At 68.5% G+C, this 22,790-nt stretch carries 19 protein-coding genes; 8 read left to right on the forward strand and 11 right to left on the reverse strand.

The genetic code is table 11. The features are described 5' to 3' along the window. Positions 1-13 precede the first annotated feature (13 nt). The 3 genes from OHN74_RS09135 to OHN74_RS09145 all read right to left on the reverse strand — a co-directional run bounded on the left by OHN74_RS09135 (position 14) and on the right by OHN74_RS09145 (position 3,317). Positions 14-736, reverse strand: coding sequence for a DsbA family oxidoreductase (locus tag OHN74_RS09135; protein ID WP_327694021.1), 723 nt, complete (start codon positions 734-736; stop codon positions 14-16). A gap of 335 nt (positions 737-1,071) precedes the next feature. Next, the gene (locus OHN74_RS09140; RefSeq protein ID WP_327694022.1) at positions 1,072-1,680 is read right to left on the reverse strand and encodes a DUF1349 domain-containing protein; all 609 of its coding nucleotides are present in this window, start codon (positions 1,678-1,680) and stop codon (positions 1,072-1,074) included. Between the two features lie 107 nt (positions 1,681-1,787). After that, positions 1,788-3,317 (reverse strand): aldehyde dehydrogenase (NADP(+)), encoded by a 1,530-nt coding sequence (locus tag OHN74_RS09145; protein WP_327694023.1) that lies wholly within the window; start codon positions 3,315-3,317, stop codon positions 1,788-1,790. 144 nt (positions 3,318-3,461) lie between these two features. Between OHN74_RS09145 and OHN74_RS09150 the strand changes: the two genes are divergently transcribed. The 3 genes from OHN74_RS09150 (at position 3,462) to OHN74_RS09160 (ending at position 6,297) form a co-directional block, all read left to right on the forward strand. Then, positions 3,462-4,235 carry an IclR family transcriptional regulator gene (locus OHN74_RS09150; RefSeq protein ID WP_327694024.1) on the forward strand — a complete coding sequence of 258 codons (774 nt, stop codon included), beginning with the start codon at positions 3,462-3,464 and terminating at the stop codon, positions 4,233-4,235. Positions 4,236-4,238: 3 nt separating this feature from the next. Next, the gene (locus OHN74_RS09155; protein ID WP_327694025.1) at positions 4,239-4,730 is read left to right on the forward strand and encodes a GNAT family N-acetyltransferase; all 492 of its coding nucleotides are present in this window, start codon (positions 4,239-4,241) and stop codon (positions 4,728-4,730) included. Positions 4,731-4,842: 112 nt separating this feature from the next. After that, the gene (locus OHN74_RS09160; RefSeq protein ID WP_327694026.1) at positions 4,843-6,297 is read left to right on the forward strand and encodes a peptidoglycan D,D-transpeptidase FtsI family protein; all 1,455 of its coding nucleotides are present in this window, start codon (positions 4,843-4,845) and stop codon (positions 6,295-6,297) included. Between the two features lie 82 nt (positions 6,298-6,379). Here OHN74_RS09160 and OHN74_RS09165 read toward each other — a convergent pair whose 3' ends face one another. Then, a complete protein-coding gene (locus OHN74_RS09165; protein WP_327694027.1) occupies positions 6,380-7,831 on the reverse strand; it encodes an NCS2 family permease in 1,452 nt (483 codons plus the stop codon). Positions 7,832-8,116: 285 nt separating this feature from the next. On the opposite strand from OHN74_RS09165, the gene OHN74_RS09170 reads away from it, so the two are divergent. The 4 genes from OHN74_RS09170 (at position 8,117) to OHN74_RS09185 (ending at position 12,202) form a co-directional block, all read left to right on the forward strand. Next, the gene (locus OHN74_RS09170; RefSeq protein WP_327694028.1) at positions 8,117-8,683 is read left to right on the forward strand and encodes a SigE family RNA polymerase sigma factor; all 567 of its coding nucleotides are present in this window, start codon (positions 8,117-8,119) and stop codon (positions 8,681-8,683) included. After that, entirely contained in the window at positions 8,680-9,549 is an 870-nt protein-coding gene (locus tag OHN74_RS09175) for a hypothetical protein (protein ID WP_327694029.1), read from the forward strand. The genes OHN74_RS09170 and OHN74_RS09175 overlap by 4 nt, the downstream gene beginning before the upstream one ends. 107 nt (positions 9,550-9,656) lie before the next feature. After that, the gene (locus tag OHN74_RS09180) at positions 9,657-10,487 is read left to right on the forward strand and encodes a pectate lyase (RefSeq protein ID WP_327694030.1); all 831 of its coding nucleotides are present in this window, start codon (positions 9,657-9,659) and stop codon (positions 10,485-10,487) included. A 32-nt stretch (positions 10,488-10,519) separates the two neighbouring features. Continuing rightward, on the forward strand, positions 10,520-12,202 hold the full coding sequence (locus tag OHN74_RS09185; RefSeq protein WP_327694031.1) for a rhamnogalacturonan lyase B N-terminal domain-containing protein: 1,683 nt from the start codon (positions 10,520-10,522) through the stop codon (positions 12,200-12,202). Between the two features lie 73 nt (positions 12,203-12,275). Here the strand turns inward: OHN74_RS09185 and OHN74_RS09190 are convergent, their stop codons facing one another. Then, positions 12,276-13,430: a right-handed parallel beta-helix repeat-containing protein gene (locus OHN74_RS09190; RefSeq protein WP_327694032.1), complete on the reverse strand. Its 1,155-nt coding sequence runs from the start codon at positions 13,428-13,430 to the stop codon at positions 12,276-12,278. A 266-nt stretch (positions 13,431-13,696) separates the two neighbouring features. On the opposite strand from OHN74_RS09190, the gene OHN74_RS09195 reads away from it, so the two are divergent. Continuing rightward, entirely contained in the window at positions 13,697-15,949 is a 2,253-nt protein-coding gene (locus OHN74_RS09195; RefSeq protein WP_327694033.1) for a family 43 glycosylhydrolase, read from the forward strand. 4 nt (positions 15,950-15,953) lie between these two features. Here OHN74_RS09195 and OHN74_RS09200 read toward each other — a convergent pair whose 3' ends face one another. The 6 genes from OHN74_RS09200 to OHN74_RS09225 form a co-directional block, all read right to left on the reverse strand. Next, complete coding sequence (locus OHN74_RS09200; protein WP_327694034.1) at positions 15,954-16,751, reverse strand: HAD family acid phosphatase; 798 nt, start codon at positions 16,749-16,751, stop codon at positions 15,954-15,956. Positions 16,752-16,905: 154 nt separating this feature from the next. Then, a complete protein-coding gene (locus tag OHN74_RS09205) occupies positions 16,906-18,030 on the reverse strand; it encodes a right-handed parallel beta-helix repeat-containing protein (RefSeq protein ID WP_327694035.1) in 1,125 nt (374 codons plus the stop codon). Between the two features lie 88 nt (positions 18,031-18,118). Beyond that, positions 18,119-19,300 carry a dienelactone hydrolase family protein gene (locus OHN74_RS09210; RefSeq protein ID WP_327694036.1) on the reverse strand — a complete coding sequence of 394 codons (1,182 nt, stop codon included), beginning with the start codon at positions 19,298-19,300 and terminating at the stop codon, positions 18,119-18,121. Further along, entirely contained in the window at positions 19,287-20,330 is a 1,044-nt protein-coding gene (locus tag OHN74_RS09215) for a pectinesterase family protein (protein ID WP_327694037.1), read from the reverse strand. Before OHN74_RS09215 ends, OHN74_RS09210 begins: the two co-directional genes overlap by 14 nt. Position 20,331: 1 nt before the next feature. Further along, positions 20,332-21,453 (reverse strand): pectinesterase family protein, encoded by a 1,122-nt coding sequence (locus OHN74_RS09220; protein WP_327694038.1) that lies wholly within the window; start codon positions 21,451-21,453, stop codon positions 20,332-20,334. A 2-nt stretch (positions 21,454-21,455) separates the two neighbouring features. Next, the gene (locus OHN74_RS09225) at positions 21,456-22,775 is read right to left on the reverse strand and encodes a pectate lyase family protein (protein WP_327694039.1); all 1,320 of its coding nucleotides are present in this window, start codon (positions 22,773-22,775) and stop codon (positions 21,456-21,458) included. Positions 22,776-22,790 lie beyond the last annotated feature (15 nt).

The raw sequence follows: 22,790 nt of genomic DNA on the forward strand, positions 1-22,790 counted from the left end.
TTTCCTCCCGGCGTTACTGCTGGGGTACCGCACACCCGTCGGGCCCGCATACCTCGGCGCCGTCGCCCTCCGCCTGGACGATCTTGAGGGGAGCGGGTCGCTCGCCCCACGCCTGGGTGAGCGCCTGGGTGAAGGCCTCGACGGGCTGGGCGCCGGAGACGCCGTACTTCCGGTCGAGGACGAAGAACGGCACGCCGTTGGCGCCCAGTTCGGCCGCCTCACGCTCGTCGGCGCGCACCGCGTCGGCGTACGCGTCCGAGTCGGCGAGCACGCCCCGGACCTCGTCGGCGTCGAGACCGGCGGCGACGGCCAGCTCCACGAGCCGCTCGTCGTCGCCGAAGACGGACTGCTCCTCGGCGAAGTTCGCCTGGTAGAAGAGCTGGATCAGCTCGTCCTGCCGTCCCTTGTCCTTCGCGAGGTGGAGCAGCCGGTGCATGTCGAAGGTGTTGCCGTGGTCACGGTCCCGGGTGCGGTACGCGAGCCCCTCGGCGGCGGCCTGCGCCCCCAGGTTCTCCTCCCCGGCCTGCGCCTGCGCCTCGCTCATGCCGTACTTCTTGGTGAGCATCTTGAGGACGGGCTGGATGTCGCCCTTGGCACGCCCCGGGTCCAGCTCGAACGACCGGTGCACCACCTCGACGCCGTCCCGGTGCGGGAAGGCGTCCAACGCCTTCTCGAAACGGGCCTTGCCGACGTAGCACCAGGGGCAGGCGATGTCGCTCCAGATCTCGACGCGCATGTCTTCGGCTCTCCAGGTCGTACGGGTACGGATGCGGAGACTCCCTCCGCTGGGTGGATGAACGTTCAAGCAGCGTGGATCATTCCCGGAGCTGCGACGCATGGGCGGCTCAGTGAGGGCTCGCGCAGCGCCTACGGGTGGTGAGTGGGTCGATGCCGAGGCGGGGAGCCTGGCTCGGACCGGCCGTTCCGCATACGGCCAGCAGGGTCGTCCAGGGTTCCCTGTGCCCACCCAGGGGCGCGGGGAACTGCGTGACCAGCCCCACAGGGCCCGCACCCGCCCGACAACGTGACCCGATACCCCAGATGGCGCGCGGCTCAAGCCCAGTGCAGCGCTCAGCTGCCGTCCCGCAGGTCCTTCGGCCACTCCGGCAGGAACTCGATGTGGTCGTACGTCACCACGCACCCCTCCCCCATCGGCGACTGGGTCATGAAGCCGACCAGGGCCGCGTCGGCCTCCTCCTCGTCGCCCAGGGTGAACAGGCGGACGAAGGTCCACTTCTTGCCGTCCCGCGAGGCGTGGAAGGCGAAGGCCCGGCCGGTGCGGCTGATCCGGAGCCAGACCGAACTGCCTTCCACGGTGAAGGAGTTGGCGTCGTCGGAGTGTCCCCGGGTGACCACCGTGCAGACGGTGGGCACATCCGGGGAGTACTCCAGACAGAGCTTGGCCCAGGCCCGCTCGCCGACATGGACGTAGAGCACCCCGGCGTCGAAGGCCGCTCCGAACCCGACGGTCACACGGGCGATCAGCTGGAACTCCCCCTCCGGGGCGCCCAGCAGACGCGGCGCGTCGGCGGCGGGGTCCAACGCCTCCCCGGTGGGCGGGACGAACCGGTCCTGCCGGGGCCCGGCCCACCCGGTGAGCACCCCGTCCTCGAAGGACCAGTGCCCATCGGGCCCATAAGTGCGGAGGGGAAAGGGCAGCGGGGAAAGCTCCAGGTCCATTGCCTGATTATCGCAGGTACGGACGGGCGCCCCGATGGGGGCGCGGGGAACCGCGCGACAAGCCACAACAGGCCCGCAGCCGCGAAATCCACCGCGCCCCAACGGCGTCAGCGCTCCAGTTGGCCGTTGAAGCGCCGAGGCAGTCCCAGCACGTTCTCGTCCCGCAGCTCCACCGGCAGCAGCGCGACAGGCGTGTTCTGATAGGCCACCGGCCGCAGCCACCGCTCAATGGCCGTCCCGCCGACCGAAGTCGACGTGGACGTCGTGGCCGGGTACGGCCCGCCGTGCTGCTGGGCCGCGGCCACAGCGACCCCGGTCGGCCACGCGTTCACCAGCACACGCCCGGCCAGCGGAGTCAGCTCGGCCAGGATGTCCGCCCCACGCCCCTCCCCCGCGGCTTCCTCCGCCGAGAGGTGGACCGTCGCCGTCAGGTTTCCCGGCAGCCGCGCGAGAACCGCGTTCGCCTCGGCGTCGTCCGCGTAGCGGGCCACCACGGTGACCGGCCCGAAGCACTCTTCGAGGAGCAGGTCGTACGCCCCTTCCACGGCCAGCTTGTCCGCCGCCACCGTGAGGAACCCCGCGCTGACCGTGTGGTCGCCGCCCGCGCCCGGCGTCACCGGGGACTCGACCTCGGGCAGCTCGGCGCGCTCGGCGACCCCGGCGACGAAGTTGTCGCGCATCCGGTGGTCCAGGAGGACACCGGACGCGGTGTCGCTGACCGCGTCCGTCAGGGACTTCAGCAGACGGTCGCCCGCGGCTCCGGCAGGCGCCAGCACCAGGCCGGGCTTCACGCAGAACTGGCCGACACCCAGCGTCATGGAGCCCGCGAGCCCCGTACCGATCGCCTCGGCGCGCTCGTTGGCCGCCGCCTCCGTGATCACCACGGGGTTCAGCGAGCCCAGCTCGCCGTGGAACGGGATCGGGACCGGACGGGCCGCCGCCGCGTCGAAGAGGGCACGGCCGCCTCGTACGGAACCGGTGAAACCGGCCGCCGCGACGAGCGGGTGCTTGACCAGCTCGACGCCCGCCTCGAAGCCGTGGAGCAGGCCGACGACGCCCTCGGGGATGTCGTGCAGGGCCGCGGCCCGGCGCAGGACGGCCGCGACCAGCTCGGACAGGCCCGGGTGGTCCGGGTGGGCCTTGACGACCACCGGGCAGCCGGCCGCGAGCGCGCTCGCGGTGTCGCCGCCGGGGACGGAGAAGGCGAAGGGGAAGTTGGAGGCCGAGTAGACGGCCACGACACCCAGCGGAATCTTGTAGCGCCGCAGATCCGGGATCGGCGGGGTCGCGGTGTCGTCGGGGTGGTTGATGACGACGTCGAGGTAGTCGCCCTCGTCGACGATGTCAGCGAAGGCCCGCAGCTGGTAGCAGGTGCGGGCGAGTTCGCCGGTGAGCCGGACCGGGCCGAGCGCGGTCTCCGCGTCGGCCGCCTCGACGAGCTGCTCCTTGGCCGCTTCGAGCTGCTCGGCGGCGCTGCGCAGGAAGGCCGCGCGGACCGTGCGGTCCACCAGGGCCGGGCGGGCGGCGTGCGCCGCGCGGACGGTGGAGTCCACCTCCTGGGCCGTGGCCTCGACCGCGACCTGCTCCCGCTGCTTCCCGGTACGGGGGTCGACACTCCAGACTGGTGCTGCTGCCACCGGGGGTCCCTCCAGATTGTGTTGCCATTTGTGGTGCGAATTTCCTGCGTCATCCACCAGGGGCGTTCGATATGCTGAACAGCGTCTCTGATGATGAATATGCTGTTGGAGACTATTTCCCGTCGAACTAAGGGGTCAAGGGCGATGTCGGCAGCCGAGACAGGCGGCGGGGCGCAGGTCAAGTCCGCGGTACGGACCGTTGAACTGCTGGAATACTTCGCCGGACGTCCCGGCATGCACTCCCTGGCAGTGGTCCAGGAGGCTGTCGGTTATCCCAAGTCCAGTCTTTACATGCTCCTGCGCACCCTTGTCGACCTCGGGTGGGTCGAGACGGACGCCACCGGCACGCGGTACGGCATCGGCGTACGGGCCCTGCTGGTCGGCACCTCGTACATCGACGGCGACGAGGTGGTCGCGGTGGCCCGCCCGACCCTCGACCGGCTCTCCGACGACACGACGGAGACCATCCACCTGGCCCGGCTCGACGGCACGAACGTCGTCTATCTCGCCACCCGCCAGTCGCAGCACTACCTGCGCCCCTTCACCCGGGTCGGCCGGCGGCTGCCCGCCCACTCGACCTCCCTCGGCAAGGCGCTGCTGGCCACCCACACCGACGAGCAGGTCCGCAAACTGCTCCCGGAGACGCTTCCCGCGCTGACCGAGCACACCATCACCGACCGGGAGAAGCTCATCGAGGAGCTGCACGTGGTGCGCGAACAGGGCTTCGCGGTGGACCGCGAGGAGAACACGCTGGGGCTGCGCTGTTTCGGCGTGGCGATCCCCTACCGCACCCCCGCGCGGGACGCGATCAGCTGCTCGGTGCCCGTCGCACGGCTCACCCCGGCCCACGAACAGATGGTCAAGGACGCCCTGTTCGACGCGCGGGACCGGCTCACACTGGCCACCAGGAGGCTCTGAGCGATGAGGTACACGGCATCCACGGACGTCGAGCTCCGTGAGGTCCACGACAGTGACCTGCCGGTCTTCTTCCGGCAGACCAACGACCCGGAATCCCTGTGGATGGCCGCGTTCACGGCGAAGGACCCGACCGACCGGGACGCCTTCGACGCCCACTGGGAGCGGATCCGCGCCGCGCCGGGCGTGCTGAACCGCACGGTCCTCGTCGACGGTGACGTGGTGGGCAGCGCGGCGGTGTACGGCGAGCCGGGCGAGCGCGAGGTGACGTACTGGATCGACCGCGCCTACTGGGGCCGCGGCATCGCGACGGCCGCCCTGCGCGCGCTCGTCGCCGAGGTCACGGAGCGCCCGCTGCACGCGCGTGCGGCCGCCGACAACGCGGGCTCGCTGCGGGTCCTGGAGAAGTGCGGTTTCCGCGTCACCGGGCACGACCGGGGATACGCGCAGGCGCGCGGCACGGAGATCGACGAGGTCGTGCTGACGCTGGAGGCCTGACCGTCGCACGACGGCGCAGGTGCCCCTTACAGCCTCCCGGGTTTCCTGAATGTGCCATGAGAAATCAGGCGGAGGGGAACGCTCCGTCCGGCGCCGGTCGTCTTCAGACGGGATGAACAAGACGATCAGGCGCGCCTCCGTCTTCTCGCTGCTGCTCGTGCTCTCTCTGCTGGTCAGGGCGACATGGGTGCAGTTCTACGACGGTCAGGCGCTCGCGGACGACAGCAAGAACCGGCGGAACGCGATCGCGTTGTACGCGAACCCGCTCGGGAACATCATCGTGGCCGGTGAGTCGGTCACCGGCTCGAAGGAGACGAACAGCGGAGATCTGAAGTACCAGCGGACGTACACGGACGGGAAGCTCTACGCCGCCGTGACCGGATACAGCACGCCCCTGTTCACGCCGACGCAGTTGGAGGGCATCTACAAGGACGTGCTCGACGGCTCGGACAGCAGACTCACGACCATCATGGACACGGTCACCAAGGAGCACGCGGCCCCGGGGAACGTGATCACGACGATCGACCCGGACGTGCAGAAGGCCGCGTACGCGGCGCTCGGGGACAAGAAGGGCGCGGCCGTCGCCATCGACCCGAAGACCGGCAGGATCCTCGCCATGGTGTCCACTCCGTCGTACGACCCGTCGACGATCACCGGCGCGAGTGACGGCGACACCTGGACCAAGCTCAACGAGGACGCCGACAAACCGCTGGTCAACCGGGCGATACGGCAGCCGCTGCCGCCCGGTTCGACGTTCAAGCTGGTGGTCGCGGCGGCGGCCCTGGAGGACGGACTGTACGGGTCGGTGGACGACCGTACGGACAGCCCTGACCCGTACCCACTGCCGGGTACGACCCGCGAGCTGACGAACGAGAACCCCAACGCGCCCTGTGAGAACGCCACGATCCGGGTCGCGCTCCAGTACTCCTGCAACAACGTGTTCGGGAAGATGGCCGTCGACCTCGGGCAGGACAAGGTCAGGGCGATGGCGGAGAAGTTCGGCTTCAACGACGAGAAGCAGGACGTGCCGGTGCGGGCGTACCCGAGCGTGTACCCCTCGGACATGGAGAAGTCGGAGACCGCGCTGACGGGGATCGGGCAGTTCGATGTCACGGCGACGCCGTTGCAGATGGCCATGGTGTCCGCCGCGATAGCCGACGGCGGCAAGCTGGTCTCGCCGCACATGGTGTCCCAGGTCACGAACTCCGACGGGGACGTCCTGGAGGACTACGACAACGAGGCGTCGACGAAGGAGATCGTCAGCTCGCGGACGGCCGAGCAGTTGCAGTCCGCCATGCAGACGGTCGTCTCCGACGGTACGGGGACGAACGCGCAGGTGGCCGGGGCGACGGTGGGGGGCAAGACGGGTACGGCTCAGCATGGAGAGAACAACAGCCAGACGCCTTATGCCTGGTTCACGTCTTATGCGAAGTCCGACTCCAACGGGAAGGAGGTTGCCGTGACTGTGCTGGTCGAACAGTCGGGGGCGGCTCGGTCCGAGGTGAGTGGGAATGGGCTGGCGGCTCCTGTTGCCAAGGCGATGATGCAGGCTGCGCTGGCTGGGTGAGTTCTTCGGCCGCTGCGCCGTCGTGGCTGGTCGCGCAGTTCCCCGCGCCCCTGCAAGCAGGCGCGGGGACCCCGCCCCCTGTCTACTTCGTACCGAAGAGCTGCTGAAGGGGATCGATCGCGAAGTAGATCAGGAACAGGGCGCTCGTGCCCCACAGGAGCCAGTGGACCTCCTTGGCCTTGCCGAGGACCGTCTTGATGAGGACGTAGGCCAGGAAGCCGGCGCCGATGCCGTTGGTGATGGAGTACGTGAACGGCATCACGGCGATCGTCAGGAACGCGGGGATGGCGACCTCGTACTTGTCCCAGTCGATGTGCTTGACCTGGGTCATCATCAGGAAGCCCACCGCGACCAGGGCGGGGGCGGCGGCCTGCATCGGGACGATCGTCAGGACCGGCGTGAAGAAGAGCGCGCAGGCGAACAGACCGCCGGTGATCAGGTTGGCGAAGCCGGTGCGCGCGCCCTCGCCGACGCCCGCCGCCGACTCGATGTACGAGGTCGCCGAGGACGAGGAGCTCGCGCCGCCCGCCACCGCCGCCGCGCCGTCGATGAGCAGCACGCGGCCCAGGTTGGGGACCTTGCCCTCCTCGTCCAGGAGGCCGGCCTCGGCGGTGATGCCGACGACCGTGCCCATGGTGTCGAAGAAGTCCGACAGGATCAGGGTGAAGATCAGCAGGACCACGGTGATCACCGTGGTCTCGCCGAACGCGCCGAACAGGCTGAAGTGGCCGATCAGTCCGAAGTCAGGGCTGTCCGTGATCTTGTCGGGCCAGGCCGGTGTGGTCAGGCCCCAGCTCTTGATGTCGGCGACCGAGTTGATGATGAGCGCGAGGAGCGTCATCGTGACGATGCTGATCAGGATCGCGCCCTTCACCTTGCGCGCGATCAGACCGATGGTCAGCAGGACGCCGAGACAGAAGACCAGGACGGGCCAGCCGCTGAGCGTTCCCGTGCCGCCGAGCTGCACCGGGACCGTGGTGCTCGCGACGTCCGGGATACGGGTGACGAAGCCGGCGTCGACGAAGCCGATGAAGGCGATGAACAGACCGATGCCCACCCCGATCGCCGCCTTGAGCGGCCCGGGGATGGCGTGCATGATCGCTTCTCTGAGGCCTGTCAGCACAAGGACGCAGATCAGCAGGCCCTCCAGGACGACCAGACCCATCGCGTCGTCCCAGCTCATCAGCGGGGCGATCTGGAAGGCGACCACCGCGTTGAGGCCGAGGCCCGCGGCGAGGGCGAGCGGGAGGTTGCCGCCGACGCCCATGATGATCGTCATCACCGCGGCCACCAGAGCGGTGGCGGTGACGAGCTGGACGCTGTCGAGCTGGTGACCGAACTTGTCCTTGGCGCTGCCCAGGATGATGGGATTCAGGACAAGGATGTAGGCCATCGTGAAGAACGTGGCGAAGCCGCCGCGTACTTCACGGGCGAAGGTGGATCCCCGCTCGGAGATCTTGAAGAAGCCGTCGACGCTGTTCGCCGCCGGGGGCGCGACGCCGGATCGGCCGGCCACCTTCTGTGGTTCGGACATGGGGGTTACTCCTCGTTGCCTGATTGATCTGTGTGCGGATGCTGGCTGGATTGTTCCTGTGTTGAACCGTTCTCAGGTTTTCTCCGTGTTACGGAATCAGGATCGACCTGTCGTACGACCATCGAAGGGTCGTACGCATCCCTGATACTCTCTCGGCTCTCGCGCCAAACGATCACCGTCCCTTCACCGGCGCACCACAGCGGCCGTGTACGCAGACGCCCGGTTTCGACCGGCAGCCGCCGCCGGCCTGGGAAAACTCGTGAAACTAAGGGGGAGAGGTCGCCCGTGGGCACTGTCGTCGACGACGCAGCCTCCGTGGAGTTCCATGCCTTCTTCGAGCGGCACTACGCCGAACTCGCGCGCCTGGCCCACCTGCTGACAGGTGAGGCCGACGCCGCCGACGATCTGGCGGCGGACGCACTGCTCGCACTGTGGCACCGCTGGGACCGGGTGCGGGCCGCCGACCACCCGGTGGCGTACGCGCGCGGTGTGGTCGCCAATCTGGCCAAGACCCGTATCCGCAGCGCGGTCCGGGAGCGCCGCAGGATCACCCTGTTCTGGTCGCAGCGGGAAGAGAAGACCGAGAATCCCGACATACCCGGCGTGATCGACGTCCAGGAAGCCTTGCGCAGACTGCCGTTCCGCAAGCGGGCGTGTGTGGTGCTCCGGCACGCCTTCGACCTCTCGGAGAAGGACACGGCTCTCGCCCTGGGAGTTACTGTCGGTACGGTTAAGAGCCAGACTTCCAAGGGAATGGCCGAACTGCAGCGGCTCCTTGGCACCGACGAGGCCCCGCTTCGAGTGCGTACTCCTGTGCGCACCACCGGCGGAGCGGGAGGGACGAACCGATGAGGACGCCGCACGACGAGCTGCGCGCCGGGCTGCGCGAAGCAGCCGAGGCGTACGAGCCCGACCGCGCGCGCATCCTCGCGCGGGTCGAGCGTGGCATGGCCGCCGGTCCCGAGGAGAAGCGCACCCGGCGCCGGGCGACGCGTGCGCCGCTGCTGGCCTGGGCTCGGGTCGCGGGTGCCACCGCCGCCGTCTCCGGGATGCTCGCGATGGGCGGGTACGCGCTGGCCTCCGTGGTGAAGAGCGACGAGACCCCGGCCGATCCGACCGTCTCGGTCGCGCCGTTGCCGACCCCGTCGCCGGACGCGACCAGCCGGGCACCGGTCCAGCCGGCGCCGGACCCGTCGGGCGGGAACGCCCAGGACGACGAGCCGAGTTCGGCGCCTACGCCCACCCCGACACCGAAGGCCTCGAACACGGCGGCGGCTCCGGCCGCGAAGGGCACCGAGGACGGGCCCCTGTGGTCGGACGGCTCGATCGATCCGCACAGCAACGACTTCTGGGCGCAGAGCAATGTCACCATCAAGACGTCCAAGCAACTGACCGCGCTCACCGTCGAGTTGAGGGTCGCCGACACCGGCGGGGTCACTTCGGCGGGCGCCTGGCGGTCGGCTCCTGAGGACGACTTCGACCTGACGGTCGCCGAGCACGACGGGTTCCTGGTCTACACCTGGGTGCTCAAGGAGGGCCGCACGGTCTGGCCGGGCGAGTGGGTCTTCGCGGGCCAGTACGACCACACGCGCGGCGGCCGGGACGCGAAGGACGACACGTACACGGTGACGGCCGAAGCGGCGGGCGAACAGCTTGCCGTGAAGGGCGACTTCGCAGGCCAGGACGGTAACGACAAGTCCGACGAGGGCGATTCGTGAAGCGGTAGCGGCAGCTCGTAAAGAAATCCGGCAGACTCGGCAACCCTTTCCGCGCGGGTGGCGACCAGGAGACGCACGCATCTCCTCGCCACCAAGGAACACGGTCCATGACTGCACGAGTCGAACAGCGCGTCCGCCACCGCCGTCGGGTCACCGGACGGCGGGCCGTGATCGCCGGCACCGCCGCTCTCGGGCTCACCGGGGCGGCGGTCCTGACGACGACGCTCCTGTCCTCCGCCGGTGCCGCCACCACCTGGCCGACGGCCAAGGGCAGCAAGGCCGTGTCCTCGAAGATCACGGTGTCCGGCACGTACGACGGCAAGCTGAAGAAGTTCTTCGGCAGCGGCGCGCTGGACAACGGCAGCCAGGAGGAAGGCCAGGACCCGATCTTCGAGCTGAAGGACGGCGCGGTCCTGAAGAACGTGATCATCGGCACTCCGGGCGCGGACGGCGTCCACTGCACCGGCTCCTGCACGCTGCAGAACGTGTGGTGGCTGGACGTCGGCGAGGACGCGGCCAGTTTCAAGGGCAAGAAGTCGACGGCCGTGTACAAGGTGATCGGCGGCGGAGCGAGGTCCGCCTCCGACAAGGTGTTCCAGTTCAACGGGGCCGGCAGGCTCAGCATCACGGGCTTCCGCGTCGAGAACTTCGGCAAGCTGGTGCGCTCGTGCGGCAACTGCAGGACGCAGTTCAAGCGCACGATCGTGATCAGCGACATCGACGCGACCGCACCGGGCAAGGTCCTGGTCGGCGTGAACGCGAACTACGGCGACACGGCGACGCTGAGCAGGATCCGTATCCACGGCGACCCCAAGAAGAAGATCAAGCCGTGCGTGCGCTTCAAGGGCAACAACAAGAGCAAGGAACCCACCGAGATCGGCAGCGGTGCGGACGGAACCACCTGCAAGTTCTCGCCATCTGACATCACGTACAAGTAAGTGATCCTTCAAGCACGACGGAGCCGGCAGCCGTGAGCACGCACAAGAGAAACCTCAGTCGCCGCAGGTTGTTGGCCGCTTCGGCCGTGGGAGTGGCCGGTACCGGCGCCGCCGTGGCGACCGGCAGCGGTCTGTTGTCGTCCGCGTCTGCGGCTACTTTCGGCCACACCGACGACGGCTCCAACTTCGTGATCAACACGGGTGCCTCGCTCGTCTTCAAGATCGCCAAGAAGACCGGCGACCTCACATCCCTGGTCTACCGGGGCAAGGAGTACGAGGGGTACGGCGGCAGGCACTCGCACGTCGAGTCGGGGCTCGGCGCGTCCACGGTCACGATCAGGCAGTCCGGCCCGACGATCCTGGTCAAGGTCGCGCACGGGGCGATCACCCAGTGGTACGCGGCGCGCAGCGGCCAGAACAACATCTACCTGTGGACGAACAAGGCGGACGCCTCCTTCACGGCCACCCGCTTCCTGGTCCGCCTCAAGCCGGGGATGTTCCCGAACGAGGGACCGGACTCCTGGATCGAGGCCTCGGACAAGATCATCGAGGCCGGGGACGTCTGGAAGCGTGCGGACGGCACCACGCACTCCAAGCACTACTCGGGCAAGCGGGTCATCGACTACGACCACATCGGCTTCACCACCGGTTCGGCCGGTCTGTGGATCGTGCGCTCCAACCACGAGAAGGCGTCCGGCGGCCCCTTCTACCGCTCGCTGCTGCGCCACTCGAACGACAAGGGCGCGGGGCTGTACGAGATCCTGCACTACAACGAGGCCCAGACGGAGCCGGAGCGTTTCGGTCTGCAGGGTCCGTACGTCCTCGCCTTCACCGACGGCGGCGCCCCCTCGCCCTCCCTCGCCGCCGCCCGCCTCGACACCTCCTGGGTGGACGGGCTCGGCATCACCGGCTGGGTGGGGGCGGCCGGTCGGGGCAAGGTGGCCGGCGTCGGCATCAAGGGGATGGACGCGAAGTACCCGTACACCGTGGGCTTCGCGAACACGGACGCGCAGTACTGGGCGAAGGCCGCTGCCGGCACCGGTGCCTTCTCCTGCAAGGGGATGCTGCCCGGGAAGTACACGCTGACCGTGTACAAGGGCGAGCTGGCCGTGCACACCGCTTCGGTGACGGTGAAGGCGGGCGGCGCGACCGCGCTGAACAGCATCACCGTGACCGGGGACCCGTCCGCCGCGAAGACGATCTGGCGGCTCGGAGACTGGGACGGCACGCCCGGCGAGTTCAAGAACGCCAAGCTGATGACGTACGCGCATCCGTCGGACGACCGCGCGGCGAAGTGGACGGGGAACGTCACCATCGGCAGCGGCCCGCAGGCCCCCGCCTTCCCGGCGTACATGTGGAGCGCGGTCAACGACGGCATCCTCGTGTACTTCAAGCTGACCGCGGCCCAGGCCGCCGCCGCGCACACCCTGCGCATCGGCGTGACGGACGCCTTCGCGGGCGGACGCCCGCGCGTCACGGTCAACGACTGGGTGTCGGCCGTCCCCTCCGCGTCCACTCAGCCGTCGACGCGCTCCCTCACTACTGGTTCATATCGAGGGAACAACCGTACGATCAATTACAGCGTCCCCAGTAGTGCGTGGAAGACGGACACGAGTCAGTACAACGTGTTGAAGATCAATATCGTCAGTGGTTCGAGCGGCACGGCGTTCCTCAGCCCGGGCACCTCGTTCGACTGTCTGGATCTGCTGGCCTGAGCCCCCCTCGGCCAGTCAGAGAGCCCCCTGCCGGTGACGACCGGCAGGGGGCTCGTTCTCCTTGCGGGGTACGTCAGTTCATGGTCGACCCGATCGCTGTCGAGTCCACCGCCAGGAACGTGGTCGCCGGCAGCGAGCCGTTCGACCGACGGGCACCGTAGGCCGTCGTCGCGTCCTTCGACTTCAGCGCCGGTGTCGAGATGCCGCTGTCCCAGTTGTTGGCCGCCGAGACGGTGGACGAACCGAGCTTGGACAGGGCGCCCTTGTTGCTCACCGCGAGGTTCCTCGCGAGACGGGCCTTGCCGGTGGCGAAGTAGAAGCCCGTCCGGGCGTTGGCGTAGGCGGTGTTGCGGTTGAGCAGGATCGCGCCGGTGTTGGAGTTCTCCGTGAACCCGTGCAGATTGTTGTCCCAGGCCGCGTTGTTGTTGACGACATGCGCGACCGAGGCACCCCCGCCGCCCAGCTTGAAGCCGTTGCCGTTGCCCTCGAACGCGGAGTCCTTCCAGCGGTTTTTGCCGTTGCCGAAGGCCCAGCTGTGCTCGATGGTGACGGCGGTGGAAAACTGCCAGAGGTCGAGCCCGTCGTCCGCGTTGTCGTAGAGGCGCGCTCCGGTGATCCTGTTTCCGGTGCCGGAGCCGAACTTGATGGCGAGGCCGTCGGCGTTCTGGCCATGGGCCGCGGGGTCGTAGTTGAGGTAACTGTCCAGGTTCTCCACGAGGTTACCGCTGGTGCCGTCGCCTCGGAGCGTGAAGCCGGAGTCGCCGTTGCTCGCGGTGACGAGGTTCCTGAAGATCCCGCCGACCGACGAGGTGACGACGAAGCCCTGGGCCGGTGAGTTCTGGAAGGTGAGGTTCTGGACCGTCCAGTAGTCACCGTAGATGCCTGCCAGCCAGGACCCGGCGGGCAGTTCGGAGCCGTCGATCCTCACCTTCTCGCCGCCGTACGCCTGGAGCGTGATCCGCGCCGAACTCGTGCCGTTCGCGGTCGACTTGAGGGTGGCCGTCGGGTAGTACGTGCCGGCGCGCACCTGGATGACACTGCCGGCCACCGCTTTCCTCACCGCGGATTCCAGCTCGGCGGTGCTGGAGACGGTGACCGTGGTGCCGACAGCGCTCGCCCCGTCGGGCGAGAGGCCCAGGTAGACGCCGCCCGCACCCGAGGAGAGGGCCACCGCGGCGGCGATGGAGAGGGTGCGGTTCCTGCGGTGACGGCCGGTGCCGATGCGCACGGGCGTTCCTTTCCTCGGGGCTGGACTGTGTCTCTCCTCCTCAGAGGCAAGCCGGGCTGCGGCCCCGATGAGGTGAGACCGCAGCCCGGCTCCGCTGTCTTGTCGCCGCCCGGCCGAAAAGGGTTGCCGTGCGGTCCGTACGAAGGGCAGTCGAAAGTTTCGGTCCCATCAGTCTCGTCCGCACCGATTGACGCGCTGTCCCACTGCTGGTGAGATTCCGAGGACGATCACTCAACAGAAACCATCAGACTTCCACAGGATGTGTCATGCGCCCCCACCTCGCCCGCACCTTCCTGCTCCCCCTCATCCCCCTGGCGGCCCTCCTTCTCGCCCTGCTCGCCGCCCCGCCCAGCCCCGCCGCCTCTGGAGCCCCACCCGTGACCCAGCAGAAGCACGAGCAGCAGCCCGAGCCCAAGTCGGCACAGAAGTACGCCGGTTACCTCTTCGCCTACTTCACCGGCGAGGGCACCGCCGACGGAGAGCAGATCCGGTACGCCCTCAGCCGTGGCAACGACCCCCTGCACTGGCGGGAGTTGAACGCGGGCAAGCCGGTCCTCACCTCCACCACCGGCGAGAAGGGCCTGCGCGACCCGTTCGTGATCCGCTCCCCCAAGGGCGACAAGTTCTACATGATCGCGACCGATCTGCGCATGTACCGCAACAGCAGCGGCAGTTGGGACTACGTCCAGCGCCACGGCAGTAAGTCGATCATGGTCTGGGAGTCGACCGACCTCGTCCACTGGACCGACCAGCGACTGGTGAAGGTCTCCCCCGACTCGGCCGGCAACACCTGGGCACCGGAGGCGTACTACGACAGCGAGCTCGGCTCGTACGTCGTCTTCTGGGCATCGAAGCTGTACGCCGACGACGACCCCGAGCACACCGGCTCGACGTACAACAAGATGATGTACGCGACGACGAAGGACTTCCGCACCTTCAGCGAGCCGAAGGTCTGGGACGACCCTGGCTACTCGGTGATCGACTCGACCGTCGTGGAGCACAAGGGGACTTACTACCGCTACACGAAGGACGAGCGGGACCCCACCTCCTCCAGCCCCTGCTCGAAGTTCATCACGGCGGAGAAGTCGACCTCGCTGACGGACACCTCGTACGACTTCGTCTCGGACTGTGTCGGCAGCGGGTCCATCGACCGGGGCGAGGGACCGACGGTCTTCAAGTCCAACACCGAGAACAAGTGGTACCTGTTCATCGACGAGTACGGCGGTCGGGGTTACGTCCCCTTCGAGACCACCGATCTCGACTCGGGCAGGTGGACGATGTCCGCGAACTACCAGCTGCCCACCAGCCCCCGCCACGGCACGGTGATGCCGGTGACCCGGGCGGAGTACGACCGGCTGCTGGCCGCCTACCCGCAGTCCTCGACGTCCGTCGTGGACGCCACGGCCAGTGGGCAGAAGGGGTACGCGGTGGTGACCGAGGCCGCCGCCAAGGTCGTGCTGCCGATGCGGCCGGACGCCGAACTGGCCGAACTGGCACCGAAGTTGTGGGTCGGCGAGGGCGCGAAGGTCAGCCCCGCGTCCGGTACGCGGCGCGACTTCCGCAAACCGCAGAAGTACACGGTGACGGGGGCGGACGGAACGCGCCGCACCTGGACGGTCGAGGCCGTGCCCACCCACAGCCCTGTTCTGCCGGGGCTGTACGCCGACCCCGACATCCAGTACCTGGACGGCCGTTACTGGATATACCCGACCACCGACGGCTTCCAGGGCTGGAGCGGCACCAGGTTCAAGGCGTTCTCGTCGAAGGACCTGGTCCACTGGACCGACCACGGCGTGATCCTCGACCTCGGCCCGGATGTGTCCTGGGCGGACAAGAACGCCTGGGCTCCGGCGATCGCCGAGAGGAACGGCAAGTACTACTTCTACTTCTGCGCAGAGCAGGCGATCGGGGTGGCGGTGGCCGACTCCCCGGCAGGCCCGTTCAAGGACGCACTCGGCAAACCCCTGGTGGCGAAAGGGCAGTTGAGCGGCCAGATGATCGACCCGGCCGTCTTCACGGACGACGACGGTCAGGCGTACCTCTACTGGGGCAACGGGCACGGTTACGTCGTGCCGCTGAACGACGACATGGTGTCGTTCGACGCGGCGAAGGTGCAGGACATCACCCCGGACAACTTCCGGGAGGGTTCCTTCGTGGTGAAGCGGCAGGGGACGTACTACTTCATGTGGTCCGAGGACGACACCCGCAGCGAGGACTACCACGTCGCCTACGCGACCGGACCGTCCCCGCTCGGCCCGTGGACCAAGCGGGGGACGATCCTGTCCAAGCGTCCCGAGTACGGCATCAGGGCCACCGGCCACCACTCGGTGGTGAACGTGCCCGGCACCGACGACTGGTACATGGTGTACCACCGGTTCGCCCTGAACGGCCCCGGGAAGGCGGGCGGTGACGGCATGCACCGGGAGACCACCATCGACCGGATGCGGTTCGCGTCCGACGGGACGATCCTGCCGGTCGTACCGACCCTGGAGTCGATCAGGCCCGTACGAAACCGGTGACGGCTCAGCTCACGAAGTACGTCGGGTTCGGGAACTTGTACGTCTTGTCGGCGTAGCCGCCGTCGAGGTCCGAGTACTGGTCGCCGAAGTTGGCGATGACCTCGTACCCGAGGTCGTTCTCGATGTGCTTGCGGGTGCCGGACTTGTACTGCACGGTCGTGCAGGTCCAGGCGGCGGCGGTGGCACAGGCGCTCAGGTAGGCGGGCGGGTTGGCCGCGTCCTTGAGGAACATGTGGGCGGCGTCGAGGTTGATGTCGGCGCCGACCTTCCTCAGGTTCGCGACGGCCGCGGCGCGCTGCGACTCCTTCAACCCGGAGTTGTAGAACACCTCGACGCCCTTGGCCTTGGCGTAAGCGACCAGTTCGGGCGTGCCGAAGACGGCCGGACGGTCGGCCTTCGCCACGTACTCGGCCCAAGTGGCCGAGTTGTAGGTGTAGTTGGTCTTCTTCTCGTAGTCGAGGGAGAGCAGCAGCGTGTCGTCGATGTCGAAGACGACAGCGGGCTTCTTGCCCTTGTGCAGCGCCTTGCGCGCCGCCTTGTCGATGTCCTTCTTCGCCCCGGCCTCGATACGCGCCAGATCCTTGGCGTACGGGCTGGTGGCGGAGGCCTGGTACACGCCGGCGCTGTCGGCAGTGGTGCCGTAGTAGGTGTCGATCTCCTGGACCAGGAGCCCGATGTTGTGGGGCTCGTGGGTGGAGTTGGCCGTGGACTGGCCGGCGGTGGCCGCGCCGGTGCCGTACAGGGCGACACCGGCGACGGCACAGGCGACGGCGATCGTCGCGAAACGGGGTGGCTTATGCATGACAGGTTTCTACGCGCGTCACCCTGCTGGTTGCCAGACCTTTTGCCTGATCTATATCAAGTCCATAGAGGTCGGAAACCGGCCATTGAGCAGCGAGGGGTGCGGTGACGGCACCGCACCCCTCGGTTCATCGCGCGGTTCTCCCGGCGGGCGGTCAGTTCATCGTCGACCCGATCGTGCTGCTGCCCGTCGTAAGGAACGTGGTCGCGGGCAACGTCCCGTCCGAGGCACGGGAGTTGAACGTGGTCGACGCGTTCGTGGACACGAAGGACGGGGTCGAGATCCCCGAGTCCCAGTTGTTGCCGGACGAGACGACCGACGAGCCCTTGCTCACCGACCCGGAGCTGTTGCTGACGGCCAGGTTCTTACCGAGCCTGGCTGCTCCGGTGGCGAAGTAGTAGCCCCACTTGGCGTTGGCGTAGGCGGTGGTGCGGTTGATGACGATGGCGCCCTTGTTGCTGTTCTCGGTGAAGCCGTTGCCCGCGTTGTCCCAGGCGGCCGAGTTGTTGATGACATGGGCCACGGTCTCGCCGTCGCCGCCCAGCTTGTAGCCGTTGCCGTCGCCCGCGAACGCCGAGTCGGACCAGCGGTTCTTGCCGTTGCCCATCGACCAGGTGTGCTCGACGGTGACCGGCGAGGAGAAGGACCAGAAGTCCAGCCCGTCGTCCGAGTTGTTGTAGAGGCGGGCGCCGGTGATGAGGTTGCCGGTGCCGGAGCCGAACTTCACGGCGATCCCGTCGGCGTTCTCGCCGTGGTTGGCGGGGTCGTAGTGGCCGTACGAGTCGAGGTTCTTGACCGTGTTGTTGGTGGTGTTGTCGCCGGTGAGCGTGAAGCCGGAGTCGCCGCCGTTGATGGTCTTGATGTTGCTCCACACCGTCGAGGCGCAGGACTGGCAGACGACCGCGCTGTCCGGCGAGTTCTGGAAGGTGATGTTGGAGACGGTCCAGTAGTCGGCGGTCAGCTTGAAGATCCAGTCACCGTCGGGCAGGTTCGACCCGTCGATCTTGACCGTCTCCGAGCCGTAAGGCTGGAGGTAGATACGGCTGGCGGACGTGCCGTTGGCCGTCGACTGGAGGGTGGCCGTCGGGTAGTACGTTCCGGCGCGCACCTGGATGACGGTGCCGGCGGTGGCGCTGGACAGCGCGCTGCTCAGCTGGGCGGAGGTGGAGACGACCACGGTCGCGGCCTGGGCGGGGGTGGGGAGTACCGCGAGGCCTGCACCGGCGGTGGCTACCGCGAGAGCGGTCAGGGTGTTGTTGACACGAGTAATACGACGCATGACGTGCGGGTCCTTTCGTCGTAACGGGGACGGGTGTGGGGAGGCGGTGGGGGGTTGGGAAAGCGGTCGGGGGCGGGCATCGGGGGGGTTACAGGACGGTGTCCAGCCATGAGAAGACGTCGTCCTGCATGGGTGCGGTGAACACATGGCCGAGGTCGGGCCAGATCCTGGTGTGCAGCCGCTCCCCGGCGCGGCGTGAGCGCCAGACGGCGCGCAGCTTCTCGTGGGCCACGCGTACGCCCTCCGCCGGGAACAGCGGATCCTGGGCGCCGTGGAAGAACAGCATCGGCCTGGGTGCGGCGATGCTCGCCACGTCGGGGAAGTCGAGATGGCGGGCCAGCCCGGGGTGGAGCATGTAGTAACTGGACTGGCCGCGCAGGGTGTTGTTGCCGGGGACCATCATTTCCTTCAGCCCGGTCATCCAGCAGACACTGACCGCGGCGGCGATGTCGTCGCTGAGCGCGGCGGTCTGCCAGGCGCGGTAGGCGCCCATGGAGAACCCGACAGCCGCGACCCGGCGCCGGTCCACTCGGTCGAGCCCGGCGAGGAAGCGGGCGGCGCGTACGTCCTCGCGGGCCATGAGTCCGGCGAGGGACGAACCGAGGTTGTACAGGTTGCTGGCGAGGGCCTGCTGCTGGTCGTAGGCGATCGGGCCGCGGTCGGCCCAGCCGAGCGCGTCGAGGGCCAGCACGACGTAACCGCGCCGGGCCAGCTCGTCGCCGACGAACCGTCCGCTGAAGTACCGGTCGGCCCAGGCCTGCGCGGAGGCGAGCCGGGTGTCGTCGTACCAGGGCCGGACGAGTTTCTCCTTCCCGATGTCGAACCTCGCCCCGTGGTCGTGGAGCAGCAGTACGGCGGGGAAGGGGCCGGGGCCGTGCGGGGTGAGCAGCGCACCGCGCACGGGTTCGTACCGGGTGAGGGCGAGGGTCACCAACTCCCTTGTGTAGGTGGGGGTTTCGGCGCTTTCACTGAACTCCGGTCGGTACGGGGTCTCGTCGCCGTCCGGCTCGACGAGGAGCGTTTCCTCCACCTTGGCGCGGGCGATCCGACGCCAGGACCGGAAGTCCCGGACACCGGACCGGCCCCAGGCGAGCGGGAAGTCCAGCTCGTCCTTGAGCACCGGATGGAAACCTGGCAGGGGCCCGTCGACGACGGCCGTGCCGAAGTCCGTTGCCGCGTGGCCGGGTTGGGCGGCGGCCCCGTTGATCAACGCCGCCCCCGCCCCCACGACGAACGCCCGCCGCCCCACCGCCGGATCACTGCCGTTCATACGGGCACCAGTCGCCGAGATACGTCCGCCGCGTGTGCTCGCCGGCCTCCGCCGCGGTGAGCTGCGGCCGGTTCTCCGGTACCGGGATCGCCGCGCCGGGACCGGAGTTGCCGTACTCGCAAAAGCGCATGGTCTGCCACGGATAGGCGTCACGCATGTTGGTGTACGGGGTGACGGCGTCGATGCCCGGGCCGAGCCAGGTGTCCCGGACGACCAACGAGGGCCAGGCGGTTGTCTCGTACGAGGGCACCCAGGGACGGGCGATCTTGTACGCGCCGTCCTCCGCGCCCGAGGTCACCAGTCCGCGCACGGCCAGGAAGCCGTACGGGTTGGCACGGGCCGTGGCGGGTGCGAAGACCATGCCCTCGGGCTTGAAGGCGACATCCCGGTCGAGGGTGTGGAAGTGGCAGCGTTCGAAGACGGCCCGTGCCCGTCCGAAGACGAAGTCGACGTCTCCCTCGATGTAGCAGTCGCGGTAGTAGTGCCGGTCGAAGGCGCTCAGCGCCGTCGTGTCCGCGAACAGGGTGTCCTGGTGGGCGAGGAACCTGACACGCTTGAACTGCGAACGGTCACCCGTGACATAGGCCGCCACGGCCTGCGTCCCCGTGATCTCGGGGTGGTCGGCGCGCAGCCAGTCGTTGGCGAGGGTCAGGTCGCGTACGGTCAGGCCGGGCGCCGCCGAGGTGAAGGTGGCGGAGCCGGCGGTGCCGTAGGTGCCCGAACCGTCGGGTTTCTGCGTGCCGTTGGCATTGTCGTACACGATGACGGTCTCGCGCGGGTCGCGGGTGGCGCCGCGGATCGTCAACTCGGCTGCCTGGGCGGGGATGTCGACGACTTCGCGGTACGTCCCCGGGTGCACGACGATCGTCCGGCCGGTGCCGCCCGTCGCGACCACCGCGTCCACGGCTGCCTGGACGGAACCGCCGGGACGGACGTGCAGGACCCGGCGGTCGGCGGAAGCGAACGCCGGAACCGCGCCGGCGGCGATCAGGCCGCCGGCGAACCCGGTGAGCAGGGTGCGTCGGCGCATCTCAGCACCACCGTCCGCGCCACGGTGTCCAGTCGCCGAGGTAGGCCTCGCGGGTCGCCGACTCGGCTTCGGTGGCCGTGAGTTGGGGGCGGTTCTCGGCAACGAGGATCCTGGCTCCCGGGCCCGTGTTCCGGTACTCGGCGAACCGCTGGCTCTGCCACGGATAGGTGTCCGACATGTTGGTGTAGGGCGCGACCGCGTCGATGCCGGGGCCGAGGTGGGTGTCCCGGACGGTGAGCATCGGGCGGGCGGTGGTGTCGGAGCTGGGCACCCATGGACGGGCCAACTTGTAGGCGGCGGCCGGGGCTTCGCTGGTGACACGGCTGTCGGTGACCAGGTAGCCCCGCGGATTGGTGCCCACGGTGGAGGGCGCCAGGACGAAGCCGTAGGGGGTCCCGGCGAGGTCGGTGCGGTCGAGGGTGCGGAAGTGGCAGCGCTCGTACACGGCGGTGGCCCGGCCGAAGACGAAGTCGACGTCCCCTTCGACGTAGCAGTGCGCGAAGTACTGCCGGGCGTACGCCTCACGGCTCATCGAGTCGGCGTACAGGGTGTCCTGGTGGCCGAGGAACCGGCAGTGGTGGAAGGCCGAGCGGTCGCCCTGCACCTTGATGGCGACGGCCTGGGTCCCCGCGATGTCCGGGTGGTCGGCGCGCAGCCAGTCGTTGGCGAAGGTGATCCAGCGGGCCGTGAAACCGGCGGCCTGCACGAGAGTGGTGGCGGAGCCGGTGGTGCCGTAGGTGCCGCCGCCGGGCTTCGGGGTGCCGGCCGCGTTGTCGTGGACGATGACGACGTCGCGGGGGTTCTCCGAGGCGCCGATCAGGGTCAGTTCCGTACGGGTGGCCGTGACGGCGACGGTCTCGCGGTAGACGCCCGGTGCGACGACCAGCGTGAATCCGGTGCCGCTCACGGCGGTCACCGCGGCCTGGACGGAGGTGAAGTCGCCGGTGCCGGCCGCGTCGACGTACAGGGTCTGCTCGGTCAGCCGACGGGACGGGGAGCCGTAGCGGCCGAAGCGGGTCCGGCCGGTCGCGCGGGCGGGGGCCGCGAGCCCCAGGGCCAGTGCGGCCCCGGTGCTCGCGACGACGAACGAACGTCTACTCAAAGGGAGTTGGGGGGCAGCCATGATCAGCAGACCTTGCCGGCGCCCGCACCGCGGTTGACGATGGACGGCACCGAACGCGGGGAGTCGACCTTCGTGCGGAGGGTGGGCGTCCAGCCGGCGCCCGACTGGAGTGTCTCGGCGGGGATCTCGGCGTTGTGGACGGCGATCAGGTCGGTCAGCCTGCCGTTGACGTAGTTGTTCTCGGCGGTGAGCGGCGACTCCTTCCACTTCTTCAGCACCTTGCCGACACTGGCGCCGGCCGGCAGCGAGATGGCGTTGTCGCTGGCGTACAGCTGCGAGGAGATGCCGACACCGAAGATGTAGTAGTCGGACTTCTGCGCCTCGGTCACCACGTAGCTGTTGTTGTAGACGTCGACCTGTCCGAAGCGCACGCGCGGAGAGCGCTGCAGGATCCCGTCGAACCGGTTGTGGTGCATGGTGACCTTGAGCTTGCCCGCGTCCGTGGTGGCGGTGCTGTCGCTGTTCCCGATCAGCATGTTCTTGTCGTGGTCCTTGAAGGAGTTCCAGGACATGGTGACGTAGTTGGCGCCGCGCACGATGTCGGTGAGCCCGTCGTGCTGCTGGAAGACCTTGCCGAAGTAGCTCGGCCGCTCGCTGTCGGGGTAGCGGCCGTCGGTGAGCGTGTTGTGGTCGATCCATACGTGGTCGGTGCCGTACACGACCACGGCGTCGTACTCGGAGTTCCAGTTGCCGGTGTTGTTGTCGTCGGTCGGGTCCCACTTCGGGAAGCAGTCGAGGGGCGCCTCGATGGTGAGGTTGCGCAGGATGACGTTCGAGACGGCCTTGATCTGGAGGCTGCCGCCGAGGATGCCGGAGTTCTTGCCGACGCCGACGATGGTGGTGTTGCTCGGGATGTTGGCCTTGATCTCCGTGTCCTGGTTGGCGGCGGACGCGACCCGCGCGTCCTCCTGCGGACCGCTGGCGACCTTGTCGTTGCCCCAGACCGCCGGGTCGTAGTCCTTGAGGTACTGCTGGAGGTCGTATCCCCCGGCGACGAAGGCCTCACAGCCCTCGGACACCGCGTCGATCATGCCCTTGACCTTGATGATCTTGGGTGCGCTGCCGCCGTCCTGCAGCGCGGCCTTGAACTGCGCCCAGGTGGTGACGGTGTAGACGTGGTCGGCGGTGGCGGCCGAACCGCCGGTCGTGCCACCCGCGTCGGACCCCCAGCCGTCACCGGCGGCGAGGGTCTGCCGGCCGAGGTCGCGGGCCGGAGCGGCGGCCTGGGCGACGGGGCCGGTGAGGGTGAGGACGAGGGCGGTGCAGCCGAGCAGGGCGGCGGCCTTCATGGTGACATGATCATGACATGCGCGAGCGTTCATGGTGCGGCTCTCCTT

It is taken from the genome of Streptomyces sp. NBC_00459, from assembly GCF_036013955.1.
Taxonomy (GTDB): Bacteria; Actinomycetota; Actinomycetes; order Streptomycetales; family Streptomycetaceae; genus Streptomyces.

Bases quoted from the DNA above. Each gene is read 5' to 3' on its own strand.
- OHN74_RS09150 (WP_327694024.1), top strand. From the start codon at position 3,462: ATGTCGGCAGCCGAGACAGGCGGCGGGGCGCAGGTCAAGTCCGCGGTA.
- OHN74_RS09180 (WP_327694030.1), top strand. From the start codon at position 9,657: ATGACTGCACGAGTCGAACAGCGCGTCCGCCACCGCCGTCGGGTCACC.
- OHN74_RS09205 (WP_327694035.1), bottom strand. From the start codon at position 18,030: ATGCGTCGTATTACTCGTGTCAACAACACCCTGACCGCTCTCGCGGTA.
- OHN74_RS09175 (WP_327694029.1), top strand. From the start codon at position 8,680: ATGAGGACGCCGCACGACGAGCTGCGCGCCGGGCTGCGCGAAGCAGCC.
- OHN74_RS09140 (WP_327694022.1), bottom strand. From the start codon at position 1,680: ATGGACCTGGAGCTTTCCCCGCTGCCCTTTCCCCTCCGCACTTATGGG.
- OHN74_RS09135 (WP_327694021.1), bottom strand. From the start codon at position 736: ATGCGCGTCGAGATCTGGAGCGACATCGCCTGCCCCTGGTGCTACGTC.
- OHN74_RS09155 (WP_327694025.1), top strand. From the start codon at position 4,239: ATGAGGTACACGGCATCCACGGACGTCGAGCTCCGTGAGGTCCACGAC.
- OHN74_RS09225 (WP_327694039.1), bottom strand. From the start codon at position 22,775: ATGAACGCTCGCGCATGTCATGATCATGTCACCATGAAGGCCGCCGCC.
- OHN74_RS09195 (WP_327694033.1), top strand. From the start codon at position 13,697: ATGCGCCCCCACCTCGCCCGCACCTTCCTGCTCCCCCTCATCCCCCTG.
- OHN74_RS09160 (WP_327694026.1), top strand. From the start codon at position 4,843: ATGAACAAGACGATCAGGCGCGCCTCCGTCTTCTCGCTGCTGCTCGTG.
- OHN74_RS09200 (WP_327694034.1), bottom strand. From the start codon at position 16,751: ATGCATAAGCCACCCCGTTTCGCGACGATCGCCGTCGCCTGTGCCGTC.
- OHN74_RS09215 (WP_327694037.1), bottom strand. From the start codon at position 20,330: ATGCGCCGACGCACCCTGCTCACCGGGTTCGCCGGCGGCCTGATCGCC.
- OHN74_RS09220 (WP_327694038.1), bottom strand. From the start codon at position 21,453: ATGGCTGCCCCCCAACTCCCTTTGAGTAGACGTTCGTTCGTCGTCGCG.
- OHN74_RS09210 (WP_327694036.1), bottom strand. From the start codon at position 19,300: ATGAACGGCAGTGATCCGGCGGTGGGGCGGCGGGCGTTCGTCGTGGGG.
- OHN74_RS09165 (WP_327694027.1), bottom strand. From the start codon at position 7,831: ATGTCCGAACCACAGAAGGTGGCCGGCCGATCCGGCGTCGCGCCCCCG.